This window comes from Enterobacter sp. FW301-JW81 (genome assembly GCF_058788735.1).
In genome coordinates, this window is sequence record NZ_JBYTBA010000006.1 from 60,391 (window position 1) to 79,015 (window position 18,625).

Annotated in this window: 16 protein-coding genes; 9 read left to right on the forward strand and 7 right to left on the reverse strand. The window is 55.2% G+C overall.

Annotation, left to right across the window (positions count from 1 at the left end):
• Positions 1-181 precede the first annotated feature (181 nt).
• Positions 182-1,177 carry an acyltransferase gene (locus AC3WOK_RS18215; RefSeq protein WP_492354913.1) on the forward strand — a complete coding sequence of 332 codons (996 nt, stop codon included), beginning with the start codon at positions 182-184 and terminating at the stop codon, positions 1,175-1,177.
• Here AC3WOK_RS18215 and AC3WOK_RS18220 read toward each other — a convergent pair.
• The 4 genes from AC3WOK_RS18220 to xylA all read right to left on the reverse strand — a co-directional run bounded on the left by AC3WOK_RS18220 (position 1,170) and on the right by xylA (position 5,569).
• Complete coding sequence (locus AC3WOK_RS18220) at positions 1,170-2,090, reverse strand: GlxA family transcriptional regulator (protein ID WP_492354914.1); 921 nt, start codon at positions 2,088-2,090, stop codon at positions 1,170-1,172. The two genes, AC3WOK_RS18215 and AC3WOK_RS18220, sit on opposite strands and share 8 nt — an antisense overlap.
• The gene (locus AC3WOK_RS18225) at positions 2,090-2,629 is read right to left on the reverse strand and encodes an isochorismatase family protein (protein ID WP_047347626.1); all 540 of its coding nucleotides are present in this window, start codon (positions 2,627-2,629) and stop codon (positions 2,090-2,092) included. The genes AC3WOK_RS18220 and AC3WOK_RS18225 overlap by 1 nt, the downstream gene beginning before the upstream one ends.
• Before the next feature lie 103 nt (positions 2,630-2,732).
• Positions 2,733-4,187, reverse strand: a complete 1,455-nt coding sequence (gene xylB / locus AC3WOK_RS18230) for a xylulokinase (protein WP_492354915.1) — start codon at positions 4,185-4,187, stop codon at positions 2,733-2,735.
• Between the two features lie 59 nt (positions 4,188-4,246).
• Positions 4,247-5,569, reverse strand: a complete 1,323-nt coding sequence (gene xylA / locus AC3WOK_RS18235; protein WP_123138914.1) for a xylose isomerase — start codon at positions 5,567-5,569, stop codon at positions 4,247-4,249.
• Between the two features lie 370 nt (positions 5,570-5,939).
• Between xylA and xylF the strand changes: the two genes are divergently transcribed.
• From xylF to xylR, 4 genes are all read left to right on the forward strand, one after another.
• Complete coding sequence (gene xylF / locus AC3WOK_RS18240) at positions 5,940-6,932, forward strand: D-xylose ABC transporter substrate-binding protein (protein ID WP_059311812.1); 993 nt, start codon at positions 5,940-5,942, stop codon at positions 6,930-6,932.
• Positions 6,933-7,004: 72 nt separating this feature from the next.
• Entirely contained in the window at positions 7,005-8,546 is a 1,542-nt protein-coding gene (locus AC3WOK_RS18245) for a xylose ABC transporter ATP-binding protein (protein WP_059311813.1), read from the forward strand.
• Positions 8,524-9,705 carry a xylose ABC transporter permease XylH gene (gene xylH, locus AC3WOK_RS18250; protein ID WP_025759156.1) on the forward strand — a complete coding sequence of 394 codons (1,182 nt, stop codon included), beginning with the start codon at positions 8,524-8,526 and terminating at the stop codon, positions 9,703-9,705. Before AC3WOK_RS18245 ends, xylH begins: the two co-directional genes overlap by 23 nt.
• 32 nt (positions 9,706-9,737) lie before the next feature.
• Entirely contained in the window at positions 9,738-10,916 is a 1,179-nt protein-coding gene (xylR, locus tag AC3WOK_RS18255) for a D-xylose utilization transcriptional activator XylR (RefSeq protein WP_063429457.1), read from the forward strand.
• Between the two features lie 39 nt (positions 10,917-10,955).
• Here xylR and AC3WOK_RS18260 read toward each other — a convergent pair whose 3' ends face one another.
• The gene (locus AC3WOK_RS18260) at positions 10,956-11,780 is read right to left on the reverse strand and encodes a protein bax (RefSeq protein ID WP_047347620.1); all 825 of its coding nucleotides are present in this window, start codon (positions 11,778-11,780) and stop codon (positions 10,956-10,958) included.
• Positions 11,781-12,094: 314 nt separating this feature from the next.
• Here AC3WOK_RS18260 and AC3WOK_RS18265 point away from each other — a divergent pair, with 314 nt between their 5' ends.
• Both AC3WOK_RS18265 and avtA read left to right on the forward strand, forming a co-directional pair.
• Positions 12,095-14,125, forward strand: coding sequence for an alpha-amylase (locus tag AC3WOK_RS18265; protein WP_492354916.1), 2,031 nt, complete (start codon positions 12,095-12,097; stop codon positions 14,123-14,125).
• Between the two features lie 243 nt (positions 14,126-14,368).
• The gene (avtA, locus tag AC3WOK_RS18270) at positions 14,369-15,622 is read left to right on the forward strand and encodes a valine--pyruvate transaminase (protein WP_047347618.1); all 1,254 of its coding nucleotides are present in this window, start codon (positions 14,369-14,371) and stop codon (positions 15,620-15,622) included.
• A gap of 7 nt (positions 15,623-15,629) precedes the next feature.
• Here avtA and AC3WOK_RS18275 read toward each other — a convergent pair whose 3' ends face one another.
• Positions 15,630-16,085, reverse strand: a complete 456-nt coding sequence (locus tag AC3WOK_RS18275) for a 4Fe-4S dicluster domain-containing protein (RefSeq protein ID WP_492354917.1) — start codon at positions 16,083-16,085, stop codon at positions 15,630-15,632.
• Between the two features lie 3 nt (positions 16,086-16,088).
• The gene (gene yiaJ, locus AC3WOK_RS18280; RefSeq protein ID WP_021242452.1) at positions 16,089-16,907 is read right to left on the reverse strand and encodes an IclR family transcriptional regulator YiaJ; all 819 of its coding nucleotides are present in this window, start codon (positions 16,905-16,907) and stop codon (positions 16,089-16,091) included.
• Between the two features lie 224 nt (positions 16,908-17,131).
• On the opposite strand from yiaJ, the gene yiaK reads away from it, so the two are divergent.
• Positions 17,132-18,130: a 3-dehydro-L-gulonate 2-dehydrogenase gene (gene yiaK / locus AC3WOK_RS18285; RefSeq protein WP_047347617.1), complete on the forward strand. Its 999-nt coding sequence runs from the start codon at positions 17,132-17,134 to the stop codon at positions 18,128-18,130.
• Positions 18,131-18,140: 10 nt separating this feature from the next.
• Positions 18,141-18,608 carry a YhcH/YjgK/YiaL family protein gene (locus AC3WOK_RS18290; protein WP_059311816.1) on the forward strand — a complete coding sequence of 156 codons (468 nt, stop codon included), beginning with the start codon at positions 18,141-18,143 and terminating at the stop codon, positions 18,606-18,608.
• Positions 18,609-18,625: the final 17 nt, after the last annotated feature.

Consider the following 18,625-nt stretch of genomic DNA (forward strand, 5'->3'; position numbering starts at 1 on the left):
TTATTACCGCCCTGGTCAGTGGCTGTTATTTTTAGTATCAAAGCTTTTATAGATTAAGGTCCGGCATTCTGCGAATCTCGCGGCCTCCCTACAAGCCTGCTGAATAAAACTCAGAATTTTCCAAACGAAGACTTTTGGACAATGGTAGTCACACTCAATTTACAGGGAATACGAGGATCTGATGCAGTCAAAAATTAACTGGATTGATAACCTGCGAGGAATAGCGTGTCTGATGGTGGTCATGATCCACACGACGACCTGGTATATCACCAATGCGCACAGCATCAGCCCCGTTAACTGGGATATCGCCAATATTCTCAACTCTGCTTCACGCGTCAGCGTGCCGCTGTTCTTTATGATTTCCGGCTTTCTCTTTTTTGGCGAGCGTAGCGCGCAGCCGAGGCACTTCATTCGCATCGCGGCCTGCCTGGGATTCTACAGCGCCATTGCTTTACTCTATATTACCCTGTTCACCTCAATTAACGCCGGGCTATCGCTGAAATACGTGCTGCAAAAACCGGTGTTCTATCACCTGTGGTTCTTCTTCGCCATTATCGTTATCTATCTGGTCTCCCCCCTCATCCAGGTGAAAAACGTCAGCGGAAAAATGCTTTTGGCCCTGATGGTGGTGATTGGCATTGTTGCCAACCCGAATACGGTCTCGCAGAAAATCGACGGATTTGAATGGTTGCCGGTTAACCTTTATATCAACGGCGATACCTTTTACTACGTGCTTTACGGCATGCTGGGGCGCGCTATCGGCATGATGGACACGCAAAAACGCGGTCTGAACTGGCTCTGCGCGGCGCTGTTTATCGCTGGCGTGGCGGTGATAGCGCGCGGGACGCTGCATGAGCTGCAGTGGCGCGGCAATTTTGCCGATACCTGGTATCTGTATTGCGGGCCGATGGTCTTTATCTGTGCCGTTTCACTGCTCACGCTCGCCAAAAACACCCTGAACGCGCGTCCCCTGCCGGTACTGAGTATGATCTCGCGGCACTCTCTCGGAATTTACGGTTTTCACGCGCTGGTGATCCACGCCCTACGGACGAGGGGCGTTGAGCTAAAAAGCTGGCCGGTGCTGGATATCATCTGGATTTTTGCCGCCACGCTGGCAATCAGCCTGCTGCTGTCGATGCTGCTGCAAAAAGTCGACACGCGCCGCTTCGTCAGCTAACGCTTCGCTGCCGGGCGCGATGGTACTGGCGCGGGGAGGAAAACCCTGCCGCCAGTGAAGCCTGTTCCACTCCGCGCCCCTGCAAAAGCCACTGCTCCGCCACCGCCAGACGCAGCTGCTCCAGGTAATCGCGAACGCTAATCCCTAAATGTAGCTGGAAAAGCCGGGTAAGATGACGCGGGCTGACGTGTGCCAGTGAGGCGATATCTGGCACGCTCCATGCTTTTTGCGGCTCGGCGGTAAGCGCATCCTGCGCCCGATGGATGGCCGGATGAAGATGATTGCGATAGCGTAGCCACGGAGATAGCTGAGGATCGTCACCGGAACGGCGGAACCAGACCACCATCTCACGCGCCACGGTCAGCGCCTTTTCGGGACCGCACAGGCGGTTAATCATATGCAGCGCCAGATCGATGCCCGACGTGATCCCGGCGCTGGTCCAGATATTCTCATCCTGCACAAATATCCGGTTTTCTTTAATCGTCGCCGTGGGAGCCGCGGTGCGCAGACGGCTAATAACGTCATGGTGGGTTGTGCACTGTCTGTTGTTCAACAGGCCCGAGTTCGCCGCCAGCAGCGCCCCTGAACAGACGCACATCACGGTGATATCCTGGCGCTGGATCTGCGGCTGCAGGCGCATCAGCCAGTGCTGGATCTGCTGCGCCTGCGGCGTGGAGAATTGACAGCGGGAGTCGCTCACTCCCGGCAGCACCAGCAGGCTGCCGGGAGGCAGGCTTTCGGGCAGCGGCTTAATGCCGCTCATCGTCAGGCCTATCGACGTCGGAACCTCAGGCTGCGGGCCAATGTAGTGCAGACGAAACGCGTCGCCTGCCAGCACAAAGGTCTCAGCCGGGCCGGTCAAATCTAACGACAGCACCCCGGGCATCATCACGAACCAGACGTCGATGCGCATTACAGTGACTCCAGCGTCTCCGCTACCGTTTTAATCTCGGCAAAACGCCCGGCCAGTACCGTTTCGGTACGATGGCGAATTTCCGCTGCGCTAAGGGTAATGCCCTTGTACGTCATGGGAAACGTCAGCGTTGCCTCGCTCACAAAGGTCACAGCATAACCCAGATCGGATGCCACCCGTGCGGTGGTTTCACAGCATTGTTCAGTGCGAATGCCGCACACGATCAGCTGGTTGATATCGCGCTCGCGCAGCCAGCGGTCAAGCCCGGTATCCGTGAAGGCATTATGGACGTGTTTCTGGAAAACCACATCCGGCTGATGACGCAAAAAGGCCATCGGTTTGACATAGCCGCTTTGCAGCGTGAAAGGGCCATCTTCATCAACATGAAAAATATCAACGACCGGAATACCGCGCGCTTTGCAGCCTTCAATCAGCCCCAGCATGGCCTGCTGAAAGGCAGGAATATCGTCTTCCTGCCAGTAATTGCGATGGTGAAATGACTGCTGAGTATCGATATTGATTAATGCAATGCGTGACATGATGGATCTCCTCGCCAGTGGGTGTGACACCATACTGGCAAGGAAACGAAGGCACGCACAGACCAAAAAAGGACATCATCGTGCCTCTGCCGGACAAGGATGTTTACGACATCAGCGGCAGCAGCTGCTGATAGATTTTGCGGAACACGTCGCGCCTTTCCGCGTAACGCGCATGGCGTGCCGCGTCAGGCAAATGCGCCTGTTCAAGCGTAAGCTGTGGCAACAGTTGAGAAAGCGGTTTTTCCGGGTTCATGGCTATCTGCGCCAGTCGCGCTGCGCCGAGCGCGGGCCCGACATCGCCACCGGTGCGAAAATCCAGCTGCAATCCGCTGATATCCGCCAGCATCTGCCGCCAGTACGGGCTTCGCGCGCCGCCGCCAATCAGGGTGACGCTTGCCGGTTTCAGGCCGCAATCATGCACCACGTCCATCCCGTCGGCCAGCGCATACCCCACGCCTTCCAGAACCGCACGCGCCAGTTCTGCCGGGCCATGCTGATGGGTTAAGCCAAAGAACACCCCTTTCGCTTCCGGGTTGTTATGCGGCGTACGCTCGCCGGAAAGATACGGTAAAAACCAGACGGTACCCGCATCGTCATCCGCCTGCTGGGCCGCAGAAATGAGCGCCGGAACGTCGGCCATGCCGGTGAGCTTCGCCGCCCAGTCCAGGCAGGACGCCGCGCTGAGCATCACCGACATTAAATGCCATTTCCCCGGAAGGGCATGGCAGAAGCTGTGCACGGCGCTTTCAGGATTGCTGCGATACCCGTCGCTGACGGCAAAATAGACGCCAGACGTTCCCAGAGAAAGCATGGCCTGCCCTGCCTCAACCATGCCGACACCGACAGCCCCCGCCGCGTTGTCACCGCCCCCGGCAACCACCGGTACGGCAGGCATATTCCAGCGTTCAGCAACCGCCGGCAGCAATGTGCCCGTCACCTCACTGCCTTCGAACAGCGCGGGCATATGCTCACGGGTCAGCTGGCAGGCATCCAGCATTGCCTCGCTCCAGTCACGCTTCGCCACGTCCAGCCACATCGTGCCGGCGGCATCCGACATGTCGGAGGCAAAATCGCCCGTCATGCGAAAACGCAGATAATCTTTTGGCAGCAAGACTTTCGCCACCTGACGGAAAATGTCCGGTTCGTGGCGCTGAACCCACAGCAATTTAGGCGCTGTAAAGCCGGGCATCATCAGGTTGCCGGTAATCTCGCGAGAAGCAGGAACACGCGTCTCAAGCAGCGCACACTCTTCTGCACAGCGGCCGTCATTCCAGAGAATAGCGGGACGCAGCACACGATACTGACTGTCCAGCAGCGTAGCGCCGTGCATTTGGCCGGCAATCCCGAGCGCTTTAACGTCACGCAGGCTGTGTTGTTCACCTAAGGCCTGTATTGCACGATCCGTCGCCTGCCACCACTGTTCCGGATCCTGTTCCGACCACAGAGGATGCGGACGTGAAACCTGCAGCTTTTCCGTCTGCGTTGCTAACACGTCGCCCTGCTCGCTTAACAGGATGGCTTTCACACCCGATGTGCCAAGATCGATCCCGATATACATTGTGGTGGCTCCTTTGACAGAAATGCCCGGTGGCGCTGCCGCTTACCGGGCCTACGTTTTTACTTGTCGAACAAATAGTGATTGACCAGATTTTCCAGCAGTTCCTGGTGGCCGCTCTGGTGCTGCGGTGCCAGCTGATGTTGTTCAGCGTACTTCGCAATTTCCGCCAGCGATAACTGACCTTTCAGGATTTGCTGGCCCAGCTCACTGTTCCAGCCGCTATAACGCTTCGCTACGCGTTTATCCAGCTCACCGTCTTCAATCATGCGCGCGGCCACTTTCAGCGCCAGCGCCATCGTGTCCATCGCGCCAATGTGGCCGTAGAACAGATCGTATTTATCGGTGCTCTGGCGACGCACTTTGGCGTCAAAGTTCAGGCCGCCGGTGGTGAAGCCGCCCGCTTTGATGATTTCGTACATCACCAGCGCATTCTCTTCCACGCTGTTCGGGAACTGGTCTGTATCCCAGCCCAGCTGCGCATCGCCACGGTTAGCATCAACGGAGCCGAAGATACCCAGCGCAATCGCAGACGCAATCTCGTGATGGAAAGAGTGGCCCGCCAGAGTGGCATGGTTGGCTTCAATGTTAACTTTAATCTCTTTTTCCAGGCCGAACTGCTTCAGGAAGCCATACACCGTCGCCACGTCGTAATCATACTGGTGCTTCGTCGGTTCCTGCGGTTTCGGCTCGATCAGCAGCGTGCCGCGGAAACCGATTTTGTGCTTATGGTCGACAACCATCTGCATAAAGCGGCCAATCTGCTCGCGCTCCTGACGCAGGTCGGTATTCAGCAGGGTTTCATAGCCTTCGCGGCCGCCCCACAGGACATAGTTTTCGCCGCCCAGCTGATGCGTGGCGTTCATTGCCGTTACCACCTGCGTGGCCGCCCAGCTAAACACTTCCGGATCCGGGTTGGTTGCCGCTCCCGCGCCGTAGCGAGGGTTCGTGAAGCAGTTTGCCGTGCCCCACAGCAGCTTCACGCCGCTCTGCTGCTGTTTCGCCGCCAGCACATCCACCATCTGCGCGAAATTGTTCAGGTACTCTTTCAGCGACGCGCCTTCTGGCGACACGTCAACGTCATGGAAGCAGTAGTACGGCACGTTCAGCTTGTGGAAGAACTCAAACGCGACATCGGCTTTACGTTTCGCCAGCTCGATGGCCTCACCCGGCTGTTGCCAAGGACGGTCAAAGGAACCCACGCCGAACATATCGGCGCCGTTCCAGCAAAAGGTATGCCAGTAACAGGCGGCAAAGCGCAAATGATCTTCCATGCGCTTACCCAGCACCAGCTCATCCGGGTTGTAGTGACGAAATGCTAAAGGATTGGTCGTTTTTGGACCTTCGTAACGAACGCGATCGAGTTGGTCGAAATAAGCTTGCATATTGAGCTCCATAATCAGGGTATGCGGCGAGTCGTTGATACAGGAGTAATAGTGAATAGACATTTTGGGTTGCTCAATTACGTTATTTCACACTGCTATTGAGAGAATGCGCAACTGTGCGCTGGCTCGCAAAATAATGCGCAGACAAACTATTTTTCGGTGCACATTCCAGAATCAAATGTAATTAAGACGTTACGTATTTTAAAATCCGATCGCGGTCATAAATTCAGAAATAAACCAAATATCATAATGGGAAGATAAAAATCTGTAATTGCCAGCCCGCCTTTCCGCGTTAAAAATTTGCTGCGTCTCAGCAGTGAATGTTTCTTTTATCTCAGCAACACATACCCCTACAAAAGGCCTAATAATTATGAAGATAAAGAACCTGACCCTAACGCTCTGTACTACGCTCCTCCTTGCCAGTTTTGCCGGTCATGCCAAAGAGGTCAAAATTGGCATGGCGATTGACGACCTTCGCCTGGAGCGCTGGCAAAAAGATCGCGATATTTTTGTTAAAAAAGCAGAATCACTTGGCGCAAGCGTGTTTGTTCAGTCGGCTAACGGCAACGAAGAAACACAAATGTCGCAAATTGAGAATATGATCAACCGCGGCGTTGATGTCCTGGTCATTATCCCCTATAACGGCCAGGTATTAAGTAACGTGGTGAAAGAAGCCAAACAAGAAGGCATAAAAGTTCTGGCCTATGACCGCATGATTAATAATGCGGATATTGATTATTATATTTCGTTCGACAATGAAAAAGTTGGGGAATTACAGGCGCAAAGCCTGATCGACAAAGTGCCTCAGGGCAATTATTTCCTGATGGGCGGTTCGCCGGTGGATAACAACGCCAAGCTGTTCCGCGAAGGGCAAATGAAAGTCCTTAAGCCGTACATCGACGACGGAAAAATTAAAGTGGTTGGCGACCAATGGGCCGACGGCTGGCTGCCAGAAAACGCGCTGAAAATTATGGAAAACGCGCTGACGGCCAACAATAACAAAATTGATGCGGTCGTGGCCTCCAACGATGCCACCGCTGGCGGTGCGATTCAGGCTCTGAGCGCCCAGGGGCTGGCCGGGAAAGTCGCCATCTCAGGGCAGGACGCCGATCTGGCCGGGGTAAAACGCATCATTGCAGGCACCCAAACCATGACGGTCTACAAACCGATTACCCAGCTTGCCAATACGGCGGCGGAAATCGCCGTGGATCTGGGCAATGGTAAGCAACCTAAAGCAGACGCAACGCTGAATAACGGGCTTAAAGACGTCCCGGCTCGTCTACTTACGCCAATTGAAGTCAATAAAGAGAACATTGACGCCACCGTCATCAAAGATGGTTTCCACAAGAAGAGCGAACTGTAATCCAGCGCGGCCCCTGCACTGCGGGGGCGCATCACGTTGTACTGTTCTTCCCTCGGGTTATGTGGAGCAGTTATGCCTTATTTACTTGAAATGAAAAGCATCACCAAGCGCTTTGGCACGGTGAAAGCCGTCGACAACGTCAGTCTCCGGCTGAACCCCGGCGAAGTGGTTTCGCTGTGTGGCGAGAACGGTTCGGGCAAGTCAACGCTGATGAAAGTGCTGTGCGGGATCTACCCACACGGCAGCTACGAAGGCGAAATCGTCTTTGCCGGTGAAGTTATCCAGGCGACACACATTCGCGATACCGAACGCAAAGGCATCGCCATCATTCACCAGGAGCTGGCGCTGGTGAAGCACCTCACCGTGCTGGAAAATATCTTCCTTGGGGCCGAAATTTCCCGCCATGGCGTACTGGATTACGACACCATGACGCTCCGCTGTGAAAAGCTGCTGGCGCAGGTGAGCCTCAACATTTCACCGGATACCCGCGTGGGGGATCTGGGCCTCGGGCAACAGCAGCTGGTCGAAATAGCGAAAGCGCTTAATAAACAGGTCAGGCTGCTGATCCTTGACGAGCCAACGGCCTCGCTCACCGAACAGGAAACCGCGGTTCTCCTCAATATCATCCGCGATCTGCAAAACCACGGCATCGCCTGCATCTACATTTCGCACAAGCTGAACGAGGTTAAAGCCATTTCGGACACCATCTGCGTGATCCGCGACGGGCAGCACATCGGCACGCGTGAAGCCGCAGGCATGAGTGAAGATGACATCATCACCATGATGGTGGGCCGCGAGCTGACGGCGCTCTACCCGAATGAGCCCCACGAAACGGGTGATGAAGTATTACGCGTGGAAAACCTGACGGCGTGGCACCCCGTTAACCGCCACATCAAGCGCGTCAATAACGTCTCGTTTTCTCTTCACAGCGGCGAAATCCTCGGCATTGCGGGGCTCGTCGGCGCCGGGCGTACCGAAGCCGTACAGTGCCTGTTTGGCGTGTGGCCGGGGCGCTGGGAGGGCACGATTTATATCGACGGCCAGCCGGTGAAAATCGACAGCTGCCAGCAGGCAATTGCCCGCGGCATTGCCATGGTGCCGGAAGATCGTAAAAAAGACGGCATCGTGCCGGTCATGGCGGTAGGTAAAAACATTACGCTTGCGGCACTCGATCGGTTCTCCGGTACGCTGAGCAGCCTGGACGATGCCGCTGAGCAGCAGTGCATTCTTCAGTCGCTTGCCAGACTGAAGGTAAAAACATCCTCACCGGAACTGGCCATTGGCCGTCTGAGCGGCGGCAACCAGCAGAAGGCGATTCTGGCGCGCTGTCTGCTGCTCAATCCACGCATATTAATCCTTGATGAGCCAACGCGCGGGATTGATATCGGTGCCAAATATGAAATCTACAAACTGATTAATCAGCTTGTACAGCAAGGGATTGCCGTCATTGTCATCTCGTCTGAGTTACCCGAAGTGCTCGGCCTGAGCGACCGCGTGCTGGTCATGCACGAGGGAAAACTGAAAGCCAACCTGATTAACCAGAACCTGACGCAGGAGCAGGTGATGGAAGCCGCTTTAAGGAGCGAACGTCATGTCGAAAAGCAATCCGTCTGATATCAAAGTCGCTGTTCCGACGCCCGGTGCGTTCGCGGGGTTAAAAGCGCTGAACCTGCAGGTTTTCGTGATGATCGCGGCAATTATCGTCATCATGCTGTTCTTTACCTGGATGACAGATGGCTCTTACCTAAGCGCGCGTAACGTCTCTAACCTGCTCCGCCAGACTGCCATCACCGGCATTCTGGCCGTGGGCATGGTGTTCGTGATTATCTCTGCGGAAATCGACCTGTCGGTCGGTTCGATGATGGGGCTGCTCGGCGGTGTGGCGGCCATTTTTGACGTCTGGCTCGGCTGGCCGCTGCCGCTGACCGTAGCGGTCACGCTGGTTTTGGGGTTGGTCCTGGGGGCCTGGAACGGCTGGTGGGTCGCCTACCGTAAAGTGCCGTCGTTCATTGTCACCCTGGCGGGGATGCTGGCCTTCCGTGGGATCTTAATCGGCATCACCAACGGTACCACCGTCTCCCCCACCAGCGCGGCGATGTCGCAGATTGGTCAGAGTTACCTCTCAGATAGCATAGGCTTTACGATCGGTGTGATTGGGTTGCTGGCGTTTGTCGCGTGGCAGTGGCGTGGACGTATGCGCCGTCAGGCGCTGGGGCTGGCTTCTCCGGCATCAACGTCGGTAGTGGGGCGTCAGGCGCTCACGGCAGTCATTGTGCTGGGCGCAATCTGGCTTCTTAACGACTATCGCGGTGTCCCGACACCCGTGCTGCTGCTGGCGCTTCTGCTGCTGGGCGGCATGTTTATGGCCACGCGCACCGCGTTTGGCCGCCGTATTTATGCGATTGGCGGCAACCTTGAGGCTGCCCGTCTGTCGGGTATCAACGTCGAACGCACCAAACTCGCGGTCTTTGCTATTAACGGCCTGATGGTCGCCATCGCCGGGTTGATCCTCAGTTCGCGTCTGGGGGCCGGCTCTCCCTCCGCCGGTAACATTGCCGAGCTGGATGCTATCGCCGCCTGCGTGATTGGCGGCACCAGCCTTGCAGGAGGTATCGGCAGCGTGGCGGGAGCGGTCATGGGGGCGTTTATTATGGCTTCGCTGGATAACGGGATGAGTATGATGGACGTCCCGACGTTTTGGCAGTATATCGTCAAGGGGGCCATTCTTTTACTGGCAGTCTGGATGGACTCGGCAACCAAGCGACGGGCCTGATAACGGTATTGTGACTAATTGGGAAGTGAGCCATGTTTGAAAAGCGTCACCGCATTACGTTGTTATTCAATGCCAATAAAGCCTACGACCGTCAGGTGGTGGAGGGCGTTGGTGAATATTTGCAGGCGTCGCAATCCGAGTGGGATATTTTTATTGAAGAAGATTTCCGCACCCGTCTGGAGAACATCAAAGACTGGCTGGGCGATGGCGTCATCGCCGACTATGACGATCCCGTCATCGAGCAACTGCTGACCGACGTCGACGTGCCGATAGTGGGCGTCGGCGGCTCCTACCATTCGCCCGAAAACTACCCGCCGGTCCACTATATTGCCACCGATAACCATGCCCTGGTCGAGGCCGCCTTTCTCCATTTAAAAGAGAAAGGCGTTCATCGCTTCGCGTTTTATGGCCTACCCGCCACCAGCGGCAAGCGCTGGGCCGTTGAGCGCGAACACGCGTTTTGCCAGCTGGTCGCCCAGGAGAAGTATCGCGGCGTGGTCTATCAGGGGCTGGAAACCGCGCCGGAAAACTGGCAGCACGCGCAAAACCGCCTGGCGGACTGGCTGCAAACGCTGCCGCCTCAAACCGGCATCATCGCCGTGACGGATGCCCGCGCGCGTCACGTGCTGCAGGTCTGCGAACATTTACACATCCCGGTGCCCGAAAAACTGTGCGTGATTGGGATTGATAACGAAGAACTGACCCGCTATCTGTCTCGCGTGGCGCTCTCCTCCGTTGCACAAGGAACGCGTCAGATGGGCTACCAGGCCGCGAAGCTGCTGCATCGTCTGCTGGATAACGAATCCTTGTCGCTTCAGCGCCTGCTCGTGCCCCCTGTCCGCGTCGTGGAACGTCGCTCAACCGACTATCGCTCCTTAAGCGACCCCGCCGTCATTCAGGCCATGCACTATATTCGCAACCACGCCTGCAAAGGGATTAAGGTCGATCAGGTTCTGGATTCGGTAGGCATTTCGCGTTCGAATCTGGAGAAGCGGTTCAAAGAAGAAGTGGGCGAGACCATTCATGCCGTCATCCACGCTGAGAAGCTGGAAAAAGCCCGTAGCCTGCTCATTTCCACGTCACTGTCGATCAACGAAATCTCGCAGATGTGCGGTTACCCGTCCCTGCAATATTTCTATTCGGTGTTTCGCAAAGAGTATGACACCACGCCAAAAGAGTATCGGGATCGCCACAGCGAGGTGCTGATATAGAAAAGAAAACGCCTTCCAGAGGAAGGCGTTTTTTTGAGATTACATGTGGGCGGCAATTAAGCGCTGGTTATCCTGGTACATGGCGAACAGATAGTTGTTATAGCTCTGTCCCTTCGTCGAATAACCTTTCAGCTTGTGGATCATCGTGCTGGCCGTCACTTCCTGATCCGCTTTACGCAACTGCGCGCGTGATTTACGGAATGAGGAGTAGGCCGGGTGCGTGTTCAGGTTCACCACGTAGGCACTCACGGAATCTTTCACGGATTCAAACTGAGAATAGCCTTTCACCTTGCCAGGCGCATTATTACAACGACCTTTCCCACACTTCATACCGAAAAGGTTGTTGTTGCTGCGCGCCAGCTTTGAAGTACCCCAGCCGCTTTCGGCAGCAGCCATGGTCGCAACCATGCTACCCGGGATGATATCTACACGCTCAAGGAGAGAATTCCACGGTACACGACGCGTGTTACCGTTCCAGCTCAGCTTGTAGCGCTTCGTGATATCTTTCAGACGCGCACGTTCTGACGGCGACCAGCGGCTATCGTACTGTTTGGAAATTAGCCAGTTACGATCCGCAGTAATCGCGGCATTTTGACTCGTGATGTAAGGCATTACCGTCCGGAGAAACGCTTTTTTCCTTGGTGTTCCGGAAGGGTATTTTCGCAAATCAGGAAGTGAACTACTCTTTGCACTATTGCGAGAATACTCTTGTTTACTGCTAACCTTACTACTTGTCGTCTTTATTACGTGGGCTTTCTTACTCGTTGTATCCGTGTGCGTCTTCGCAAGCACCTCACCCGAAAATGCCGTGGTGAGTAACATGAGTATCGCAGCCCCATATCGTCGAATGGGAGTCGATATCATTAGGTCTCCTGGTCGGATGTAATCATCCCAACACCTTATTTTTTTCACAAATTTGAGAGCGGAATCTCAAATCATAGCAAAAATAGACTTCAAGAGCACGTATAGAAATAGTCCAATTCCGAAACTATGTCATCTAAAACTTGCTCACAAAAACACCATTTCCGAAAAAATGTGTGCGGTATCGCAGTTAACTGCTTAATTTTGCGCGAGATCACTCATCCTCACGCATCCTCCTGGCAGAAAGCGATGGGGGATGAGTTTTTACCCTTCGCCTGATGGCAAACTGGTTAAAAATGCCGCGACAGGAAAATGGAATGAAACGCACCGCAATAGCCTTTCTGATGTTACCCGCACTGGCACATGCAGACTGGTCATCACCAGGATTTACTGCATTCAGCCCCGAAGGCACGGGGATTTTCACCAGCCAGGCAAAGCTTGCGAAGGGTACGCGTCCTTTGACCGTGAGTTTTGACAACACGTGCTGGCAGCCCTCAGAAGCGATAAAACTCAATGAGATGCTGTCGCTCAAACCCTGTGACGCCACGCCACCGCAGTGGCGCCTTTTCCGCGACGGTGAATACCAGATGCGGATTGATACCCGCTCCGGTACGCCCACCCTGCTGCTGACCATCCAGAGCGCCGCAGAACAGCCGGTAGCAAACGTTATCCGCCAGTGCCCGAAGTGGGACGGTAAACCGCTGACGCTGGACGTCAGCCATACCTTCCCGGAAGGTTCCGCGGTGCGCGACTACTACAGTAAACAGACGGCGACGGTGCAGAATGGAAAAATCACCCTGCAGCCAGCCGCCAACAGTAACGGCCTGCTGCTGCTTGAGCGCGCCGAAACCGACAAACCTGCGCCGTTTAGCTGGCAAAACGCCACCGTCTATTTCGTGCTGACCGACCGTTATGTCAATGGCGATCCTGGCAACGACAACAGCTATGGCCGTCATAAAGACGGTATGCAGGAGATCGGCACATTCCACGGTGGCGATCTTAAGGGACTTGCCGGCAAGCTCAATTATTTACAGCAGCTGGGCGTGAACGCCCTCTGGATAAGCTCTCCGCTTGAGCAGATCCACGGCTGGGTTGGTGGTGGAACCAAAGGGGATTTCCCGCACTACGCCTATCACGGCTATTACACTCAGGACTGGACGACGCTCGACGCCAATATGGGGACCGAAGAGGATTTACGCCATCTTGTTGACGAAGCGCATAAACGCGGCATCCGCATCCTGTTTGACATCGTGATGAACCACACGGGCTACGCAACGCTTGCGGACATGCAGGAGTATCAGTTTGGCGCCTTGTACCTGCAGGGCGATGAGCTCAAAAAAACGCTGGGAGAACGCTGGACGGACTGGAAGCCGGGCGCAGGCCAAAGCTGGCACAGCTTTAACGACTACATTAACTTTAGCGACAAAGCCGCATGGGAAAAATGGTGGGGTAAAAAGTGGATCCGCACCGACATTGGCGATTACGACAACCCGGGCTTCGATGATTTAACCATGTCGCTGGCATTCTTACCCGATCTCAAAACGGAATCCACCGCGCCTTCCGGGTTACCTAACTTCTATCATCACAAGTCCGATTCCCATGCGAAAGCCATTCCGGGATATACCCCGCGCGACTACCTGACCCACTGGCTCAGCCAGTGGGTACGTGACTATGGCATCGACGGTTTCCGGGTAGATACCGCGAAGCACGTTGAGCTTGCGGCCTGGCAGCAGCTGAAAGACCAGGCAAGCCAGGCGCTGGCCGCCTGGAAAGGCGCGAACCCGGACAAAAAGCTCGACAACGCGCCATTCTGGATGACCGGCGAATCCTGGGGCCACGGGGTCATGCAGAGCGATTATTACCGCCACGGTTTTGATGCGATGATCAACTTTGACTATCAGGAGCAGGCGGCAAAAGCGGTCAATTGCCTGGCCGATATCGACCTCACGTGGCAGCAGATGGCGGAAAAGCTGCAAAGCTTCAACGTCCTGAGCTACCTCTCTTCGCATGACACGCGCCTGTTCCGCGAAGGCGGCCAGCGCGCGGCCGAGCTGCTTCTGTTAGCGCCGGGTAGCGTACAAATCTATTACGGGGATGAATCTGAACGCCCGTTCGGCCCGACGGGCTCCGACCCGCTGCAGGGCACCCGTTCTGATATGAACTGGCAGGACGTCACGGGCAAGCAGGCCCTAACCGTCGCCCACTGGCAAACGCTGGGCCAGTTCCGCGCCCGCCATCCGGCGATCGGTGAAGGCAAGCAAACCACGCTGTCGCTGAAAGAGGGGTACGGCTTCGTGCGCGAGCATAATGGCGATAAGGTGATGGTGGTATGGGCAGGTAATCAATAGACCACACCCCTCACCCCGGCCCTCTCCCCAAAGGGGCGAGGGAGAAAAGACGGCTCCGTGCTGTCCCCTCTCCCCTGTGGGGAGAGGGTTAGGGTGAGGGGAAAATTCACCAGAACAATTCACTGAATAAACACTTCCCCACCCTATAAAACGACAAATCCGACCACACCACCCGATTTGCACCAACACGGTGCTAGCGTTATGGTTACCCACTTTCAAAATAAGCTCGACAGATCACCTGCTATGACGTTTTCACTTTTCGGCGACAAATTTACCCGCCATTCAGGCATTACTCGCCTGATGGAGGACCTCAACGACGGGCTGCGCACACCGGGCGCAATCATGCTCGGCGGCGGAAACCCGGCTCAAATCCCGGAGATGAATACCTATTTCCAGACCCTGCTCGCTCAGATGCTGGAAAGCGGCAAAGCAACCGATGCGCTTTGCAACTACGACGGCCCGCAGGGTAAAACCGAACTGCTGGCACTCCTCGCCGAAATGCTGCGTAAAGAGCTGGGCTGGGATATCGAACCACAGAATATTGCACTGACAAACGGCAGCCAGAGCGCGTTTTTCTACTTGTTTAATCTGTTCGCTGGACGTCGCGCCGACGGCACCACCAAAAAAGTGCTGTTCCCGCTGGCCCCGGAGTATATCGGCTATGCCGATTCCGGCCTGGAAGAGGATCTGTTCGTCTCCGCGCGCCCGAATATTGAGCTGCTGCCGGAAGGGCAGTTCAAATATCACGTCGATTTTGAACACCTGCATATTGGTGAAGAGACGGGTATGATCTGCGTATCACGACCGACGAACCCAACGGGCAACGTGATCACCGACGACGAGCTAATGAAGCTGGATGCGCTGGCGAATCAGCACGGCATTCCGCTGGTGATCGATAACGCCTACGGCGTGCCGTTCCCGGGCATTATCTTCAGCGAAGCACGCCCGCTGTGGAACCCGAACATTGTCCTGTGCATGAGCCTCTCTAAGCTGGGTCTGCCGGGCAGCCGCTGCGGCATCATCATCGCCAATGAGAAAATCATCACCGCCATTACCAATATGAACGGCATTATCAGCCTTTCACCGGGCGGCATTGGCCCGGCGATGATGTGCGAAATGATCAAACGCAACGACCTGCTGCGTCTGTCGAATGACGTGATTAAACCTTTCTATTACCAGCGCGTTCAGGAGACGATTGCGACACTTCGCCGCTACTTACCGGAAGAACGCTGCCTGATCCACAAACCTGAAGGGGCTATTTTCCTGTGGCTGTGGTTTAAGGATTTGCCTATCACCACCGAACTGCTCTACCAGCGCCTGAAAAAGCGCGGCGTGCTGATGGTGCCGGGCGACTACTTCTTCCCGGGTCTGGATAAGCCGTGGCCGCATACACACCAGTGCATGCGCATGAACTACGTGCCCGATCCGGAAAAAATCGAAGCGGGCGTCAAAATTCTGGCTGAAGAAATCGAGAAAGCCTGGCGCGAAGACGGTTAGTAAAGCCTTACGCCAGATGTCGTTGCCGCTCGGCGCGTAGTCTGGCGGGGTCAACACAGCGCAACGCGTGGGTTGGGCAGGCTTCCACACAGGCCGGTCCGCCTTCGCGATGCATGCACAAATCACATTTCAGCGCGTGCGCCCTGTTTCCCTCCAGCCGAACCTGCATTGCCCCAAACGGACACGCCACCATACAGCTTTTGCACCCAATACAGCGCGCCTGCTCAACGAGCCAGGCGCCTGCCGTGCGGCGAATGGCATGGGTTGGGCAGACGTTGGCACACGGCGCATCCTCGCACTGATGGCAACCCACTGACGTCGTGTATGAACTTCCCTTAACCACCCGAAGGCGGGGCCTAAAGGCATTTGCGGAGACGGCATCCTGATGCGACACCGCACAGGCCACTTCACAGGTGCGGCACCCTATGCATTTTTCCGCATCCGCCATGATAAATCGGTTCATGTGTTACGCCTCGCGCACGTTAAAACCCAACTCTTTTGAGATAGCCTCTGCCGTTTCGCGCAGCGGCTTGAGTAAGTTTTTCTCACCCACCTGCTTCATGCGCGACGTTGATAGCGATATAGAGATCGCATACGGTACGCGGCCGTGGATGTCAAAGACCGGCACGGCAATGCAGGAGACGCCCAGCTCGTTCTCTTCTTTGTCCATCGCCATGCTGCGATCGCGAATCTCCGCCAGCTCATCATACATGGCGCTCAGCTCAGTGATGGTGTTGCGCGTCAAAGGTTGGATCTGTTCCTGATGGCTTTCCCAGTAGCTCGCCACATAATCCTGATGACCAAACGCCATGTAGATTTTGCCCATCGCAGAGCAGTAGAGCGGCATATGCTGACCGATATAGGCACGCGTGCGCAGCATACCGGTTGTCGGTTCAAGCTTATAAATCAGGATGGCGTGGTCGTCTTCCCGGCTGGAAAAGTTCACCGTTTCGCCAGTGGCAATATTCAGCGCTTCAAGGTGCGGTGCCGCCACGTGGATGATATTGAGCGACGACAGCGCCTTTTGCCCGACGGCGATAAATTTGGTGGTCAGGCGATAGCTACCCGCCGCGGGTGCCGGCGTAACGTACCCGCACGACTGCAATCCCTGCAACAGCCGGTGCACGGTGCTCTTATTCAGCCCCGCCAGTTCCGATAAATGCGCAAGCGGACACCCGTTCGGATAGTTACTGAGGATCTCAATCAGCATCAGGCCGCGAAACAAGCTCTGGCTACCTGCTGGCCTCTCTTTTTCTTGCGTCATTTCGCTCTCTTTCATGCTCATTAAATGGCTCCTTTTTATCGCGCCCTGATGGTAGCGCAAAGTGTGGTTCAGTTCACGATCTCAACAGAAAAAACACAACCGGTTGATTTTAATCGATTTTGAAAAACATGAATGTCGTTGATCTGGCAAAATTTGATCGCTATATTTGAAATCAGATTTCGCATAGTGAAATTTAGCGATAAAAAAGCATTCGCACTTGCCCTTAAAAGAACAGGAGAACAGGGATGAAAGTGACCTTCGAAGAGTTGAAAGCGGCGTTCAATCGGGTTCTGCTCGATCGCGGCGTCAACGCGGATACCGCAGATGCCTGCGCGGAAATGTTTGCCCGCACCACGGAATCCGGCGTCTATTCACATGGCGTCAACCGCTTCCCGCGCTTTATTCAGCAGCTTGATGCCGGCGATATCATTCCTGATGCCCAGCCCAAACGGGTGACGACATTAGGGGCTATCGAACAGTGGGACGCCCAGCGATCCATTGGCAACCTGACGGCGAAAAAGATGATGGATCGCGCCACCGAACTGGCCTCCGATCACGGCATTGGTCTGGTGGCACTGCGTAACGCTAACCACTGGATGCGCGGCGGCAGCTACGGCTGGCAGGCGGCGGAGAAGGGCTACATCGGCATTTGCTGGACCAACTCCATTGCCGTCATGCCCGCGTGGGGATCAAAAGAGTGCTGCATCGGCACCAACCCGCTGATCGTCGCCATTCCCACCAGCCCGATCACCATGGTCGATATGTCGATGTCGATGTTCTCCTACGGCATGCTGGAAGTGAATCGCCTGGCCGGACGTGAGCTGCCGGTAGACGGCGGCTTTGACGACGAAGGCAATCTCACCAGAGAGCCCGGCGTAATTGAGAAAAACCGCCGGATTCTGCCAATGGGTTACTGGAAAGGTTCAGGCTTATCCATCGTGCTCGACATGATCGCCACCCTGCTTTCCAATGGCGCTTCCGTCGCGGAAGTCACGCAGGACAACAGTGACGAATACGGCGTATCTCAGATCTTTATCGCCATCGAGGTCGATCGCCTGATCGACGCCCCGACCCGCGATGCCAAACTGCAGCGCATCATGGACTTCATCACCACCGCCGAACGCGCTGATGACAATGTCGCCGTTCGTCTGCCGGGGCATGAGTTCACCCGTTTGCTTGAAGAGAACCGCCGCAACGGCATCACGGTTGATGACAGCGTGTGGGCGAAAATCCAGTCTCTGTAAGGAGTAGGCCATGATATTCGGACATATTTCACAGCCAAATCCGTGTCGCCTGCCGCGGGCGATTGAAAAAGCGTTAGATTTTCTGCGTACCACGGATTTCAGCATGCTCAAGCCGGGTGTCGTTGAAATTGAGGGACGCAACATCTTTGCCCAGGTGCTGGATCTCACCACCCGGGAACAGCACGAGAATCGCCCGGAAGTGCATCGCCGTTATCTGGATATACAGTTTCTGGCCTGGGGTGAAGAAAAAATCGGTATCGCCATTGATACCGGCAATAACGAAATCAGCGAATCATTACTGGAACAGCGGGATATTATTTTTTATCACGACAGCGAACGCGAATCGTTTATCGAAATGATACCCGGCAGTTATGCCATATTTTTCCCGCAGGATGTACACCGTCCTGCCTGTATTAAAAACAAGGAAACCACAATTCGTAAAATTGTGGTGAAAGTGGCAATCAGCGAATTAGATTAATTTTCTGATAAATACAG

What these genes read in the sequence shown, in the direction of transcription:
- yiaJ (WP_021242452.1), bottom strand. Translation starts at nt 16,907, where the DNA reads ATGAGCATGAAAGAGAGCGAAATGACGCAAGAAAAAGAGAGGCCAGCA.
- xylA (WP_123138914.1), bottom strand. Translation starts at nt 5,569, where the DNA reads ATGCAAGCTTATTTCGACCAACTCGATCGCGTTCGTTACGAAGGTCCA.
- AC3WOK_RS18245 (WP_059311813.1), top strand. Translation starts at nt 7,005, where the DNA reads ATGCCTTATTTACTTGAAATGAAAAGCATCACCAAGCGCTTTGGCACG.
- avtA (WP_047347618.1), top strand. Translation starts at nt 14,369, where the DNA reads ATGACGTTTTCACTTTTCGGCGACAAATTTACCCGCCATTCAGGCATT.
- AC3WOK_RS18275 (WP_492354917.1), bottom strand. Translation starts at nt 16,085, where the DNA reads ATGAACCGATTTATCATGGCGGATGCGGAAAAATGCATAGGGTGCCGC.
- xylR (WP_063429457.1), top strand. Translation starts at nt 9,738, where the DNA reads ATGTTTGAAAAGCGTCACCGCATTACGTTGTTATTCAATGCCAATAAA.
- AC3WOK_RS18215 (WP_492354913.1), top strand. Translation starts at nt 182, where the DNA reads ATGCAGTCAAAAATTAACTGGATTGATAACCTGCGAGGAATAGCGTGT.
- AC3WOK_RS18260 (WP_047347620.1), bottom strand. Translation starts at nt 11,780, where the DNA reads ATGATATCGACTCCCATTCGACGATATGGGGCTGCGATACTCATGTTA.
- xylB (WP_492354915.1), bottom strand. Translation starts at nt 4,187, where the DNA reads ATGTATATCGGGATCGATCTTGGCACATCGGGTGTGAAAGCCATCCTG.
- AC3WOK_RS18220 (WP_492354914.1), bottom strand. Translation starts at nt 2,090, where the DNA reads ATGCGCATCGACGTCTGGTTCGTGATGATGCCCGGGGTGCTGTCGTTA.
- AC3WOK_RS18225 (WP_047347626.1), bottom strand. Translation starts at nt 2,629, where the DNA reads ATGTCACGCATTGCATTAATCAATATCGATACTCAGCAGTCATTTCAC.
- xylF (WP_059311812.1), top strand. Translation starts at nt 5,940, where the DNA reads ATGAAGATAAAGAACCTGACCCTAACGCTCTGTACTACGCTCCTCCTT.
- yiaK (WP_047347617.1), top strand. Translation starts at nt 17,132, where the DNA reads ATGAAAGTGACCTTCGAAGAGTTGAAAGCGGCGTTCAATCGGGTTCTG.
- AC3WOK_RS18290 (WP_059311816.1), top strand. Translation starts at nt 18,141, where the DNA reads ATGATATTCGGACATATTTCACAGCCAAATCCGTGTCGCCTGCCGCGG.
- AC3WOK_RS18265 (WP_492354916.1), top strand. Translation starts at nt 12,095, where the DNA reads ATGAAACGCACCGCAATAGCCTTTCTGATGTTACCCGCACTGGCACAT.
- xylH (WP_025759156.1), top strand. Translation starts at nt 8,524, where the DNA reads ATGTCGAAAAGCAATCCGTCTGATATCAAAGTCGCTGTTCCGACGCCC.